Origin of the sequence: Paenibacillus sp. OK003, from assembly GCF_900109515.1 — a bacterium.
Classification (GTDB): Bacteria; Bacillota; Bacilli; order Paenibacillales; family Paenibacillaceae; genus Paenibacillus; species Paenibacillus marchantiae.
In genome coordinates, this window is sequence record NZ_FOBD01000002.1 from 301,653 (window position 1) to 315,891 (window position 14,239).

Below are 14,239 nucleotides of genomic sequence, written 5' to 3' on the forward strand. Positions count from 1 at the left end.
TATGTGCCGCATACGCCGGAATAACGCTCAGGGTCAGAGCCTTCGGGCTCAGGCCAGATCGCTATTTCGGCTTTCCTTTGTCTTGGTTTTACCACATGAAAGGTGTGAGGATGATGTATCCCTTTGGAAAAGGTAAGGCTCGGCTTGTTCCTTATCTCTATTTGAGCATTCCGTTGCTGCTGTACATGGTGTTTGGTTTCGGGCCATCGATCGTAACAGTGCTGTTTTCGTTCACGGATGCAACTGGTGTTCGGGGTCAGGAATGGAACTTTATCGGCTTTGAAAATTATAAAACATTCTTTGGTGCATCCAATGCCGGAGATCGGCTGGATGCTATTGGGCGATCCTTGTATTTTGCATTTGCTGTGGTGGTCATCCAAAATGCGGTTGGTTTGTTCATGGCGATCTTAATCAACAAGAAGCTTAGAGGCGACAAATTGTACCGTGCGGTATTCTTTCTGCCGGTTGTATTGGGGGTTACGGTGTCCGGACTGATCTGGCAACTCGTAGCGAATCCGCTGGGTGGACCAGCCCAGTCGCTTCTGAATTTGTTTGGCACCAGCTCCAACTTTTTTGGTGATTATAATATCGCCTTTGAACTGATTATTTTCGTTCAGATCTGGATGTACATGGGTTATTCCATGACGATCTTTCTTGCAGGTCTGCAATCCATTCCAAGCGATCTGTACGAGGCGGGTTACATGGATGGTGCTTCGGGATGGAAAGCCTTTACCAACATTACATTCCCGATGATTGCCCCTTCATTTACGGTCAACATGCTGTTGTCCATTATTGGAGCTTTGCAAACTTTTGACATTATCTATGTACTTACGGGTGGCAAGTTTAATACAACGACGCTTGCGTTTGATGTATACGCTACGGCGTTTGGCAGCGGAACGGCTGATTACGGTTTGGCTTCTGCTGTCGCCATGATTCAGTTCCTCTTTGTATTTACGATATCCATGATTGCGCTGTTCTATCTTCGCAGAAGAGAGGTGGAAGTGTAATGAAGCAGAGCCAAACGTCGAGAATGGTTAGCTACGTCATCGTCCTGCTTATGCTTGCGTTGTACGTTTTCCCGCTGTTCTATCTGTTCAATGTATCGATGAAGACGCAGACGGAATATTTGCTTGATCCTGTAGCGATGGCCGAAGGAATCCGACTTGAGAACTTTTCCGAGGCATGGAATAAAGGGAATTTCTCTCAGTATATGTGGAACAGCGTGCTCTATACAGGGATGTCCACCCTTCTGACATTAATGTTGTCCATCTTTGCCGCATTTCCGCTCGCACGCCGATACGTGAAGTTCAGCACACTTATATATATTTTCTTTTTGATCTCCATGTATCTTCCTAACCCGCTCATTCCGCAGTTTTCCCTGATCAACAATCTGGGTCTCTACAACACGCAGTTGGGGTATATTTTGCTGAAGACGACAGGGACGGGGATCGCCTTTTTGATGTTTGTGGGTTATATCAAATCCGTATCGCGTGAGCTGGATGAGGCTGCGGCCATGGACGGGTGTGGATATACACGTTATCTGTTCACGATCCTTGTTCCGTTAATGAAGCCAATCCTGGCAACAGGCATTATTCTCACCGCGATTGGTGTATGGAACGATATTATCGGGCCGACTATTTATTTATCTGATCCGAGTTATCAGCCGGTAACTAAAGGACTCTTCACATTTTATGGACAATACATGAATAACTGGCCGCTGCTCGCCTGCGGCATTCTGATTGTTACCTTGCCGCTGGTTGTCCTGTACGTTGCTCTGCAACGGTTCATTGTGGGAGGTGCCATGGCCGGGGCTATTAAATCTTAAATTCTGGTGCAGAGCTAATAGGGACTGCTGCGCGAGCAGTCATTGCTCGTTCGCCTGACTGGGTAGGCCAGCGTGTGGAGTGATACACATGAGTTAAAACCGAAAGCAAAGAAGCAGCCCTCATCTGAGTGAGGGCTGCTTCTTTGCTTGTTTTTATTATTTTACAGCTCCACCAGCATCAGAATGATGGAGGACAGACAGAGGCAGGTGCTGACGAGGTATAGCACACCGACCACCTGATTTTGATTCAGACCAGCACGCAATAGTCGATAATGAGCCTGACTCGCATCGGCTTGGTAGATCGCTTTGCCTTGAATGAAGCGTTTGATGACCACAAAAATGTTGTCGAAGATCGGCACACCGAGCGCCAGAATCGGGATGAAAATAGACAACATGGTCGCTTGTTTGAAAGCACCATCCAGGGCGATGACCGCCAGGATGAAGCCGAGAAACGTCGCTCCTGCGTCGCCCATGAACACCTTGGCGGGTGCTTTGTTAAATTTCAGATAACCAAGCGTAACGCCCACCAGCGTAATCGCCATCAGTGCAGAGTCAGTTTGGCCTTTGGTCATGGCAACGATGAACAAGGTAATGGCTGAGATGGCGGACAAGCCACCTGCCAGTCCATCCATGCCGTCCGAGAAGTTGATGACGGTAGTTACCCCGAAGATCCACAGGATCGTCAAAATGAATTGCAGCCAGATCGGAAGCATAATGTATTCGGAATTGAAGGGATTCACGAACCCGGTGAACGCAATACCGGAAGCGAATACGAGCACTGCGGCAGAGACCTGTACGAGCATCTTGGGCAGGGCAGGGAAGTCTTTGCCTTTCGTTTTGTACCAGTCATCGACTGTACCAATCGTTAACAGAAGCATTCCGCCAGCGACCAGGGCCGCCGTTTCCCATGAAATTTCTTTCGTAAGAACAATGTATGTCAGGAAGAATCCAGTAAATATCGCGTAACTCGCCGTCAGTGGAATGGGCTGCCTGTGCAGCTTACGCTCCACATCTTCTCGGGGCTTGTCCACAAAATCGAGCCGATGTGCCAGTCGACCAAGCGGCGGAATAAGCAGAACCACGACAGCAAAAGACAGCATAAAAGCCAGTATGTATACCATAACTTCGCTTGATTCACTCCTATCTACCAATTTCCCCCTATTATACGAGCTAAACAGGAAATCTGTCGATGTCATTATTGTAACCTAAGCTTGATTTAAACTTGTACGAGAGCCGAATGTAGCTTAGAGTTTCTGGGGCAGATAGGAGCCAAAGATGGAAATTGCCGCATCTGCGCTATAACCGTCATCTCCCTGCCAGGTTGCGGCAAAGTGGAAGTCGCTGTACCCGCCTCTGCTTTTTCGTGGCGTATCCTGCGGAATAAGCAGACCGGATGCACCCCAGATTTCGAGGATCGCGTCGCGTTCCTGTTTGCTCGAAGGAAACAAACCTTTCCAGCGTTTTTCCAACCCGCGTGCGCTGTCATGAGGCTCGCAGGTCTGCGCTGTTTCAAGCATGCTCACAAGTATAGCGATGTCTGGATCAGTCACTTCATAGGTGGCTTCCTTGCTGGCCAACAGTAGTTCCAGATCCATCAGGCAGTATAACAGGTTATTATGGCGAACCCCGCCCCATTTCACCCGTTCAAAGTTCAATACGTTCAGGTCGACGTCTGTGTACGTCTTGTCCGATTGCAGGCGCAGGAAGTTGCAATCCCCGCAGGAGCTGGTGTTGGCATGCAGTGCACGTCGTTCCTCGTAGGTATGCAAAGGCAGTTTCGATGTTAAAGCCCAGCTGGAAAGGGCGCTGCGCAGATAACCTTTTTTGGTAGACAAACTGTGTAAAAATGCCGATACTACCCGTTGCTTGATGGTGTTGTCCTGATGAATTTCATGCAAACGTGCGACGATCTCATCATGGGTAATGGTCAGCGGATCGAACATAAGACCTTTGCTTTTGGCATACTCAAAGTCATCCCCCGAGAAGGGAGCAGATATGGTTTTCCAGCCGCCGCTTCCCCAGAAGGTGCCTAGCAGAATTTTTGCCGCTTTCTTATCCAAGAAATCAACCTCCTTTATACAATCCATAAGATGATGTGTCGCATGATTCAAGCATCGTTTTCCTTAATGTACATATTCCTCGGTTGTATTCAGAATCAGTTCAACAAGACCGGGAAAACGGGAGTTCAAGTCTTCCTTTCTCAGAGAATAGAAGTGCTGTTTACCTTCAATGCGAGGCCGGATAAGGCCTGCTTCACGCAAGATTTTGATGTGATGAGACAACGTTGATTTGGAAATATGGTCTACTTCGAAGGCGGAACAGTTTTTCTCGCCAGAGCTGGCCAGACAGTGTGCAATTTTCATCCGTACCGGATCACCGAGTGCGTTGCAGACCATGGTCAGATTCAATTCCGAAGCCATAGGTATCGTTGGAGTTTTCATATCTATGACGGTAGCATATTCGACGATCTCTTTCAATGTTTGAATTTTTTCGAACTGAGGGTTGTTATTGTGACCGAAAGTGTGGTACATTTTATCTCAGTTAGTTTGATATTTTTCGAACTGAAATCCAAATCGGCTTATACATCTCAGGAGGAATACCTATGCTTACCTTGTTAAACAACTATTTCCGTTTATTTGACGCTTCCCGTACAGACGAACGTGCGATGCAGGATCTGTTGTCCCTATTTACACCGGATGCAGAGATTGTGCTGAACGGCACCAGCAGAGCAGGATTCGATGGATTTATGAAGGCTTTCTATGAATACAATAGCGATGTGAAACACATGTGGGACGAGTGGAAGCTTCAGCCGGACGGCAGCTATCAAACGAACTGGGCGGTATGCGGACAAGCGGCGGACGGAACGGTATATGCCAAAACAGGCATCGATATCGCTCGTGTGAATGAGGCGGGACAGATTGTATATTTGGAAAATGTGCAGTCCGACAAGGATGCATTCAGCAAATATAACCAGTAATTCTCAGCAACCTGTAGATAACCTATATAACTCCACGGTAGCTTCATGCTGTGGAGTTTTGTTATGCCAATATATAAATTAATCATTGTTTTTATTGAGCATGCTGATTGCCACTATTTTGCTTAATATCTCATCAGCACGTTATTAAGTGTGGAGGAATTGGAGGAGTAACGTGGATCATTCTTATTATATTTTGTGAAAAAAAGCCTGCATGAAAAAGGCCCTCCCCCATTGCACTGGGAGACGGCCCTCATGAATATGTATCAGACGGGTCATCGGATGTCGTATGGTATTACGAACCGGGCACGGCCCCCAGCGGCCATCCTAGCATGGATAGGGTGAACGGCTACTTTCAACGAACCTCACACACGCTATTGGAGGGTATTCGGCTTAATTAAATGTTTAACGAATCTCAGGCAAGCTAATGCCCTGTATTTTCAATTTATAGGCAGATATATGCTGCGATCAGCCGACATAAGGTGGCTGAAGTTCGTTAGAATACTAAACCAAGCTTTATATCTCTAATAAGATGCGCACGGTTCGTTAGCGTATGGCGTTTGGCAGCAGGAAGGCGTAGCCTGTGATGAACTCGATGAACTCGATGAACTCGATGAACTCGATGAACTCGATGAACTCGATGAACTCGCCTACTTGCCTATCGACTAACCCACCCAATTCCACTCATTTCTGCATCGTTTTATTCTGAAGAGCAGCGATATCGGCATACTCTTCTTCAAATTTGCGGGAGATGCGGATGAAGATCGGCAGCAGTTCGCGATAGATGCGAACGCTATCCGGGTCTGGCTGATGGCGATGAGTCGATCCAATCATGCCTGAAACTGCGCTGAGGCAATCGATGCGCCCAAGGGCGTAAAGCCCCAACACAGCTGCCCCGAGGCAGGAGCTCTCGATACTTTCGGGAATGATCACATCCTGATCGAAGATATCCGCCATCATCTGTCGCCATAACTCCGAGCGGGCGAAGCCGCCTGTCGCCTGGATTTTTTTCGGACGACCGATCTTTTCTTCAATCGCGAGCATGACCGTGTACAGGTTGAACAATACACCTTCGAGCGCAGCGCGAATCATATGTTCTTTCTTATGATGCAGCGTCAGGCCGAAAAACGAGCCACGTGCGTTCGGATTCCAGAGCGGAGCCCGCTCACCTGTCATGTACGGATGGAACAAGAGACCTTCCGAACCCGGAGGTACATTTTCCGCAACACGAGTGAGCACTTCATATGGATCAATTCCAAGTCTTTTCGCCGTCTCGACCTCGGAAGCCGCAAACTCGTCCCGAATCCAACGGAATATCACCCCGCCATTGTTGACTGGACCGCCAATCACCCACGCATCCTCAGTGAGCGCATAACAGAAGAAACGCCCTTTCGGATCAGTGACTGGCTTGTCCACGACGGTACGAATCGCTCCGCTGGTACCGATAGTAACGGCCACGACGCCTGGATCAATGGCGTTTACGCCCAGATTGGAGAGCACGCCGTCACTTGCCCCGATGACAAATGGCGTCGAATCCGCAATACCCATCTCCTTGGCATACTCAGGATTCATGCCTTTCTTGAGTACATGTGTCGTCGGCACGAGGCGGGACAGATGATCCGGAGTGATGCCTGCGACATGGAGAGCTTCCTCGTCCCAGTCTAGCTTTTCGAGATTCATCATTCCGGTAGCTGAGGCCATGGAATGGTCAATCACATACTCGGAGAACAATTTATAAAATACGTATTCTTTCATTGAAATAAATTTGTGCGTCTGTTTGAACAGTTCGGGTTGATCTCTGGTTAGCCACATGATTTTGGTCAGAGGTGACATCGGATGAATCGGCGTACCGGTTCTCAAATAGATTTCGTGACCGTTCATTTCGGTTTTGAGTGCTTCCGTCCACTCGGCACTGCGATTATCTGCCCAAGTCATGGCCCGCATCAGCGGTTTGCCGTGTTGATCGACAGGCAGAATGCTGTGCATGGCTGAACTGAACGATACAAACAGGATTTCATCCGGTTGGATGCCCGCTTTGGAGGTCGCTTGTTTAACTGATTCTACTACGGCTTTGAAAATATCTTCTGCATCCTGCTCTGCAATCGCAGGAGTAGGGGTATACAGCGGGTAATCGGCACTGCCTTGAGCCACAATGGTTCCGTTCTCTTCAAACAGGACGGCCTTGGTGGAGGTAGTGCCGATATCTACGCCGATCATATAGGGTGAAGAAGCCATTTTGTCATCCCTCTTTCTTGAATATATAAGTGAAATGAATGCTGTTACACGTTAACATTCCGGGTACAGAAAGCCTTCCGATCGCCGTTATCCCCAAATTTCTTTGATCCCTCTTCAAAGGGAGAAATTTGGTTATAAATGCGAAGCATATGCTTCCGAAGTAGCTTTCCTCTGGAAAGCTTTTAACTTCATTTCTTCAGGCCTTTTCTGTCCCCTCTGCCCACGTGGCGCTATTCATCCAACTTATATGGCAGCTGGTATTTATCTATAGATAAGAATATCAGACTTGAGGGATGGATCAAAATACACTATAAGCCAGATCTAATCCTTTACAGCTCCTGCGGCAATATCGGAGATAAACTGGCGGCTGATGAACAGGAACATCACGATCAACGGAATAACAGCCAGCAATGTACCCGCGATAACCATCGCGTAGTCCGTATTGTACAGTCCGTTTAATTGAGACAGCGCAATCTGCAGCGTATACTTTCGCGCATCCGTCAGAACGATCAGGGGCCAGAGATAATCATTCCATACGCCAATAAACGTGAACGCACCGAGAAAAGCAAACGCAGGCCGCAGAATGGGCAACGCTACGTTCCAATAGAGCCGAAAAATATTACAGCCATCGATTCGTCCGGCATCCAGCAGGTCATTCGGTATGGACTCCGTGGCATATTGGCGAATCCAGAAGATGCCGAAGGCGTTCACCATGCCCGGAATAATGAGAGCTTTGAAGGAACCGACCCATCCGAACGTCGCCATGAGCACGAAGGAAGGGACCAGCGACAGCTGGGAAGGCACCATCATGGTGGCGAGCAGCAGGACGAAGAGCCATTTTTTACCCGGGAATTCAAACTTCGCAAAAACCCTGCCAGTGAGTCAAAAAACAGCACCAGTACCGTCACCAAGCCCGACACAAACAACGTATTCATGAATGCGCCCCAGAAGTCAATCTGCTGAAGCACCCCACTGATATTGTTCCACAGTTCGCCCCCGAACCAGAGCTGAGGCGGGAATTTATAGATGTCGGACGTCGTCCGGGTAGACATGACAATCAGCCAATAGAACGGGAACATGGAAATGAGCATGCCCCCGATAAGACCGATATACAACACCAGCGATTTGAGAGATTTGGACGTCATGAGCGCTCCCCCCTTGTCACATCAGGATGACTTGCCTTGAACAAGCTTCCAGTTCACAATCGAGAACAGGGCGATAATGAGGAACATGCCCCAACCAACCGCAGCACCGTAACCAAAATAGTTGTTTATGAACGATTCGCGGTAAAGGTACAATACAATCGTCATCCCGGCTGCACCTGCGCCGCCATCGTTACCCATGAGAATTTGTGGCTCGGTGAATAGCTGCATGCCGCCAATCGTTGATGTGATCACAGTGAACAGAATGACGGGACGCAGCATCGGAATCGTAATTCGGAAAAAAGACTGTATCCCGGATGCGCCGTCAATCTTGGCTGCCTCGTACAATGTCTGCGGGATGCTCTGAAGTCCGGCTAGATAGATGACTGCGTTGTATCCTGTCCAGCGCCAGACTACCATGGAGGATATCGCTACTTTGATGCCCTACGGTGCATTCAGCCATTCCACCACGGGAAGTCCGACGGACTGTAGCAGATAGTTGAGGAAGCCATAGTTGTTGGCAAACAGGGCACCGAAGATAATGGCCACGGCCACGATGGACGTCACGTTCGGCAGGAAATACCCCACCCGAAACAGCGTACGGAACTTCACAAAAGGTGCATGCAGCAGAAACGCAATGATCAGGGCATAGAACAGCATGGGGATAGTGGAATAAATCCAGATCATGAACGTGTTGCCCACCGCTTGCCAGAATTCAGCATCAGTCAGCATATATTTAAAGTTGTTTAATCCGTTATAGGTCATCACACCAATGCCATCCCATTTGTGGAAGGCCAGATATAAGGAAAAACCGATCGGAAACAGTCCAAACACGGCAAACAGAATGTAAAACGGAGAGATCGCCACATAGAGTGCACGATGTTCCCACATCCGGGACAAGAGTGATTTCTGCCGATCCAGATCCGGACTTACCTTCCCCGGATCCGGAGTGAGGCGAGGTTCGGTTACAGCCATATGAATTCCTCCTTTGCGGATTGCCATCTCAGTAGAGTGTCTGAATTAACGCTGTAACTCCCGCTCAACACGGTGAACCGTATCAGGCCAGACCTGCTCCGGGTTGGCATTTTGCTTCGCAATATCATTCAGCCGCCGAGTAATGATGTTGTGCACCGAAGGGTATCGTTCGCCAAAGAAAGCCTCTGGCACATGCTGTGCCGATTCGGCAAATACAGGCCCTGTTGCCTGTCCGCCGAAGAAGGGTTCTTCTTCTTTCATCGCCGGTGTATCAAACACACCAGGTGCCGAAGGAAACAGGTTCAACGTTTTATATTGTTCAAGCTGGTTATCCGGGCTTTGCAGCCACTGGATGACTTCGAACGCTTCTTTAGGGTGTTTGCTTGACTTCAAAATGGACAGGAATGATCCACCGTTATTGCCGTCTCCACCAGGAGCGCGAGTGACTCGCCACTTGCCAGAGGTATCCGGCGCGGCTTCCTGCAATACCTGCTTCATCCAGACCGCCCCCACAAAGGAAGCAATCTCACCATTATTCATCGCTGCGTTCCAGCCCGGGGTCCAGCCGTCTGCATTAGCGAGCAGCCCTTTTTGCTTGAAGGATACAGGGTATCCCAGCTCTGCTTGACGAGTGGAGAATCCATACCGATAAACGAGCCGTCCGGACGGAAATACCGTTCGGTTCCTTGCGATAACATTTGATTGTAAACGGTTCCAATATTGTCGGTTAGAAAAACCTTGCCTCCGAACTTTTCCTTGATCTGTTCTCCGGCAGCAGAATAGGCGTCCCAGTTGTTGATCTGACGAGCCACTTCTTCAGGCTCGGAAGGCAATCCGGCTTCCTTAAACAGATCTGCACGGTAGAAGAGGGCTGTCGGTCCCGTATCCATAGGGAAACCGATCATTTGTCCACCCGGTGTAACGCCTTGCTTCCATTTCCAATCCAGATATTGGTCTTCGACGTCACCTGCGCCGAGATCATACAGATTATAGAAACGGTCCTCGCTGGGAAAGAGCTCCATGATCCAATCGTTCAATGCGACAATGTCCGGCTCACCTGAGCGCGCAGCGAGTGTCGTTTTGAGTTTTGCTTTGAAATCACCACCGATTTTCTGAGCGGTCAGTTCAATATTGGGGAACTTTTCCTTGGCCTTGGCAATCAGCTTATCATCGATGGAACGGTTCCAGTACCACAATGTAAGCGCTACCTTTTTGTTGTTCGATGAATCGTTCTGTCCCGGCCAGATGGAGCATCCGCTCACCAGCATGACACAGACTAGCAGAATGGCTGTCCAGCATGTTCTTTTCCGGCGGATCATGTGATAACCCCCTCATCGTTAAGTTCGAGGCATGAAGTGTGATGGACTACAACATAAGTGTATGAGCAGTTTATAAACTCATACCCAATATTCCTGAAATGAAACACAAATTTGTGTCGGTTGCGTATCATAAATTTATTAGTTACTTTAGAAACAAAAGTTACTTGACACAACATAATTTTTATTTTAAACTTGCTTACATAAAGTAACTAATGATGATGACAATAATATAGATACGTATGATATGCAATCCAGTGATCCATTTTCCGTCTGGATGCGAATCAATTTATAACCAAACCAAGATGGCTTAACAGGAGGAACTTACTAATGATTAATTCACATATTATTCAACTGCTCGCCCCCAAAATCCAGACTTTTCCGAGTGGAAAAGAATTCATTTACCTCGTTGGGCCGATTAAGCTTCCGGTGAATCTGGATGGAGAGACACATACCTTCCAGTGGTACAGCTGGATGAAATCGGAGAAAGCTATGGAAAGCGGCGAGCTGATCGAATCTCTCGCTACTGCCGAACTGGCTGAACGTCAGCAATCCAGCGTGTTGGTTTACGGGGATTTTGCCGAAGCACAGGAAGCACTGATTCGGATGCACAGCATCTGTCATACAGGCGACATCTTTGGCAGCAAACGTTGTGACTGCGGCTTCCAACTGGAGCAATCGATGAAGATGATTGCTGCCCATGGAGCAGGCGCGCTGTTCTATCTGGCGAACCATGAGGGGCGTGGCATCGGTCTGTTCAGCAAAGCGATGGCGTACCTGCTGCAAGAGGAAGGTCTGGATACCGTTGATGCCAACCTGCAACTTGGGTTCACAGACGATGCGCGTAATTATGATGATGCCATTGCCGTATTGCGTGCGCTTCGTACAGCACCCGTTACATTGATCACCAACAATCCACGCAAGCTCGCTGCTTTGCAGGAAGCGGGATTGAATGTAGGTGGACGTGTGCCGCTGTGGGGAGATCGCTCGTCCTTCAACGAAAAATATTTGCAGACCAAAGTGAGCCGTTCCGGTCACTTGGCAGAAAATGATGGATGGGTTGGCGGAGAAACCTTGCTTCCGCATGCTCAGGCTTAAAAGGTTGATCCCGATCCTGATCTCGATCGATCGTTCAATATGATTTTGGTATAAAGCCTGTTCGCCATACTGTCCAATAGACAGGACAATTTAAGCTGTTTGTGTATGCTCCTTCTGGGGTATACATGAACAGCTTTTTTGAGTTTAGAGAATGGAGCGGTCCCGTCTCACGCCAAGAATTAATCTTACGGTCCTGACTTTGCTTGCCGTTCATACCATACGAACTATACAATATAGGCATCTGATTTATGCGGGAGGAACGAAGGTGCCATTTGAGGGACAGTATGTGTTACCGGCTGCCAAGAGCATGAAGCAGTTTGAAGCAATGATTGAAGGCCCTTACACCTATGGGGTTATGCTGGATACGCATATTGCGCAGCTTCATAGTTTGCTGGAAGAAGCACGGCGACGTGGCAAGAAAATAGTACTGCATGCCGATCTGGTGCAGGGACTGAAGAACGATGAATATGCCGCAGAGTATTTATGCCAGCATATTCGTCCGGCAGGGCTGATTTCGACGCGAGCCACTGTAATTCAGAAGGCGAAACAGAAAGGGATTACGGCCATTCAGCGTGTTTTTCTGCTGGATACAAATGCGCTGGAGAAAAGTTATCTTTTGCTGTCCAAGACCCAGCCAGATTATATTGAAGTATTGCCTGGTGTCATCCCGCATATTATTGCAGAAGTATCCATACGGACAGGTATACCCATTATTGCAGGTGGGTTGATCCGCTCAACGGAAGAGGTTGAACTGGCGCTGGAAGCCGGAGCTACTGCAGTAACCACTTCCAACGTGGACCTGATTCGGCACTACAAGAAATCGCATACAGAATATAAGCAGTAATCCCACAACAGGAGGTTGTCTGTATGGAAAAATATATATTGGCCCTAGATCAGGGAACGACAAGTTCCCGGGCTATTCTATTTAACCGGAGCGGGGAGATTGTACATATTGCACAGCAGGAATTTCCACAGTACTTTCCCAAGCCGGGCTGGGTGGAGCAGAACGCCAATGAAATTTGGAGCTCCATTCTGGCAGTGATGGCTTCATGTCTGGCCGAAAGTGGAATCAAGCCCGTCCAGATTGCCGGCATCGGCATTACGAACCAGCGAGAAACGGTTGTGGTATGGGACAAAGAAACGGGCCGGCCCATCTATAATGCCGTAGTCTGGCAGTCCAGACAAACGGCTGACATTTGTGATGAGTTGAAGGCGAAGGGTCTAGGTGATCTTTTTCATCAGAAAACGGGCTTACTCATTGACCCTTACTTCTCGGGAACCAAGGTAAAGTGGATTCTGGATCATGTGCCTGGAGCCCGTGAGCGTGCAGAGAAGGGTGAGCTCCTGTTGGGCACAATCGATAGTTGGCTGATCTGGAAGCTGAGCGGTGGTACTCATGTCACTGATGTATCCAATGCTTCTCGCACTTTAATGTACAACATCTATGATCTGCAATGGGATGAGGAATTGCTGCAGATTTTGGACATTCCCAGAGCCATGCTGCCGGAAGTGCGCGGTTCATCTGAGGTGTACGCACACACGGTTGACTACCATTTCTTCGGTCATCGGATTCCGATTGCCGGAGCAGCAGGAGATCAGCAGTCGGCATTATTCGGTCAGGGCTGTTACACAAAGGGAAGCATGAAAAATACGTACGGCACCGGCTGTTTCATGCTTATGAATACTGGAGAACAACCCGTACAGTCCAACCACGGGCTGATTACAACTATTGCATGGGGCATTAATGGTAAAATCGAGTATGCGCTGGAAGGCAGTATTTTTGTTGCAGGTTCGGCGGTACAGTGGCTGCGTGACGGCTTACGGATGCTTCGTTCCTCAAAAGACAGTGAGGACTATGCGGCACGTGTACCCTCTACAGACGGCGTTTATATGGTGCCTGCATTTGTAGGTCTGGGCAGCCCTTACTGGGACAGTGAAGTTAAGGGAGCAGTGTTTGGTTTGACGCGAGGAACCACCAAAGAACATTTTATCCGTGCAACCCTGGAAGCACTGGCGTATCAGACCAAGGATGTACTGACGGCAATGGAATCCGATTCAGGTATTCCGGTGAATGCCTTGCGTGTGGATGGGGGAGCGGCTGCCAATGATTTTCTGATGCAATTCCAGAGTGATATTCTGAATATTCCTGTGGAGCGTCCCAATGTGAACGAAACGACGGCATTAGGTGCGGCTTATCTGGCAGGACTCGCAGTAGGCTATTGGAATAGCGCGGATGAATTGGCGAATCACGAGAATACGGAACGTGTCTTCCATCCGGTTATGGCTGAAGAAGAGCGTACAGAACGGTATGCAGGGTGGCAACGTGCCGTGAAGGCAGCGATGGTTTTCAAATGAGTGGATTATATTTCGAATGGGCATTTGTACTTTTTCGTTAAAGTTCTACAATAAATGATATTTATTGGTGGAAAATGATGCATAACTTACAGGGGTTATTTTCCTGGAGAAGAGAAAACATATACCCACTATAAGGAAAAATAAATGATTAGTGGGTCAGCTTGAAATTCCATCCGCAGGCAGAACAACTTTTTGAAAATTTTTTGAATAATGTGTCATTTCAGGCCTTCACGCCGCCAGAAATGTGTGATAGGATTAAGTCACAAGTTAAAAAAATGATGTCTGGAGATCGGGAGAGACCACGTACCGCTCAGCAATT

The 14,239-nt window shown here is 48.4% G+C and carries 12 protein-coding genes and 2 pseudogenes; 6 read left to right on the forward strand and 8 right to left on the reverse strand.

Going from position 1 to position 14,239, the window contains the following annotated elements; genetic code table 11:
• Positions 1-113 precede the first annotated feature (113 nt).
• Together BMW94_RS04170 and BMW94_RS04175 are read left to right on the forward strand one after the other, a co-directional pair.
• Entirely contained in the window at positions 114-1,007 is an 894-nt protein-coding gene (locus BMW94_RS04170) for a carbohydrate ABC transporter permease (RefSeq protein WP_090994805.1), read from the forward strand.
• Positions 1,007-1,825 carry a carbohydrate ABC transporter permease gene (locus BMW94_RS04175; RefSeq protein WP_090994807.1) on the forward strand — a complete coding sequence of 273 codons (819 nt, stop codon included), beginning with the start codon at positions 1,007-1,009 and terminating at the stop codon, positions 1,823-1,825. The genes BMW94_RS04170 and BMW94_RS04175 overlap by 1 nt, the downstream gene beginning before the upstream one ends.
• A gap of 161 nt (positions 1,826-1,986) precedes the next feature.
• Here the strand turns inward: BMW94_RS04175 and BMW94_RS04180 are convergent, their stop codons facing one another.
• The 3 genes from BMW94_RS04180 to BMW94_RS04190 all read right to left on the reverse strand — a co-directional run bounded on the left by BMW94_RS04180 (position 1,987) and on the right by BMW94_RS04190 (position 4,266).
• Positions 1,987-2,946, reverse strand: coding sequence for an MraY family glycosyltransferase (locus BMW94_RS04180; RefSeq protein ID WP_090994810.1), 960 nt, complete (start codon positions 2,944-2,946; stop codon positions 1,987-1,989).
• A gap of 123 nt (positions 2,947-3,069) precedes the next feature.
• The gene (locus BMW94_RS04185; RefSeq protein ID WP_090994812.1) at positions 3,070-3,885 is read right to left on the reverse strand and encodes a hypothetical protein; all 816 of its coding nucleotides are present in this window, start codon (positions 3,883-3,885) and stop codon (positions 3,070-3,072) included.
• Positions 3,886-3,948: 63 nt separating this feature from the next.
• The gene (locus tag BMW94_RS04190) at positions 3,949-4,266 is read right to left on the reverse strand and encodes an ArsR/SmtB family transcription factor (protein ID WP_254790119.1); all 318 of its coding nucleotides are present in this window, start codon (positions 4,264-4,266) and stop codon (positions 3,949-3,951) included.
• A 161-nt stretch (positions 4,267-4,427) separates the two neighbouring features.
• Here BMW94_RS04190 and BMW94_RS04195 point away from each other — a divergent pair, with 161 nt between their 5' ends.
• On the forward strand, positions 4,428-4,802 hold the full coding sequence (locus tag BMW94_RS04195) for a polyketide cyclase (protein ID WP_090994815.1): 375 nt from the start codon (positions 4,428-4,430) through the stop codon (positions 4,800-4,802).
• A 681-nt stretch (positions 4,803-5,483) separates the two neighbouring features.
• On the opposite strand, the gene gntK is transcribed toward BMW94_RS04195, so the two are convergent.
• From gntK to BMW94_RS30835, 5 genes and pseudogenes are all read right to left on the reverse strand, one after another.
• Positions 5,484-7,034 carry a gluconokinase gene (gntK, locus tag BMW94_RS04200; protein ID WP_090994817.1) on the reverse strand — a complete coding sequence of 517 codons (1,551 nt, stop codon included), beginning with the start codon at positions 7,032-7,034 and terminating at the stop codon, positions 5,484-5,486.
• Positions 7,035-7,355: 321 nt separating this feature from the next.
• Positions 7,356-8,179 (reverse strand): annotated as a pseudogene (locus BMW94_RS04205) (carbohydrate ABC transporter permease).
• 21 nt (positions 8,180-8,200) lie between these two features.
• A pseudogene (locus tag BMW94_RS04210) lies at positions 8,201-9,067 on the reverse strand (carbohydrate ABC transporter permease).
• Positions 9,068-9,196: 129 nt separating this feature from the next.
• Positions 9,197-9,691, reverse strand: a complete 495-nt coding sequence (locus tag BMW94_RS30830; protein WP_254790105.1) for an extracellular solute-binding protein — start codon at positions 9,689-9,691, stop codon at positions 9,197-9,199.
• A complete protein-coding gene (locus tag BMW94_RS30835; RefSeq protein WP_254790106.1) occupies positions 9,688-10,470 on the reverse strand; it encodes an ABC transporter substrate-binding protein in 783 nt (260 codons plus the stop codon). The genes BMW94_RS30830 and BMW94_RS30835 overlap by 4 nt, the downstream gene beginning before the upstream one ends.
• Positions 10,471-10,797: 327 nt before the next feature.
• On the opposite strand from BMW94_RS30835, the gene BMW94_RS04220 reads away from it, so the two are divergent.
• From BMW94_RS04220 to glpK, 3 genes are all read left to right on the forward strand, one after another.
• Positions 10,798-11,565, forward strand: coding sequence for a GTP cyclohydrolase II (locus BMW94_RS04220; protein WP_090994821.1), 768 nt, complete (start codon positions 10,798-10,800; stop codon positions 11,563-11,565).
• A gap of 265 nt (positions 11,566-11,830) precedes the next feature.
• Positions 11,831-12,409, forward strand: coding sequence for a glycerol-3-phosphate responsive antiterminator (locus BMW94_RS04225; protein ID WP_090994824.1), 579 nt, complete (start codon positions 11,831-11,833; stop codon positions 12,407-12,409).
• A gap of 23 nt (positions 12,410-12,432) precedes the next feature.
• Positions 12,433-13,920, forward strand: coding sequence for a glycerol kinase GlpK (gene glpK, locus BMW94_RS04230; RefSeq protein WP_090994827.1), 1,488 nt, complete (start codon positions 12,433-12,435; stop codon positions 13,918-13,920).
• Positions 13,921-14,239: the final 319 nt, after the last annotated feature.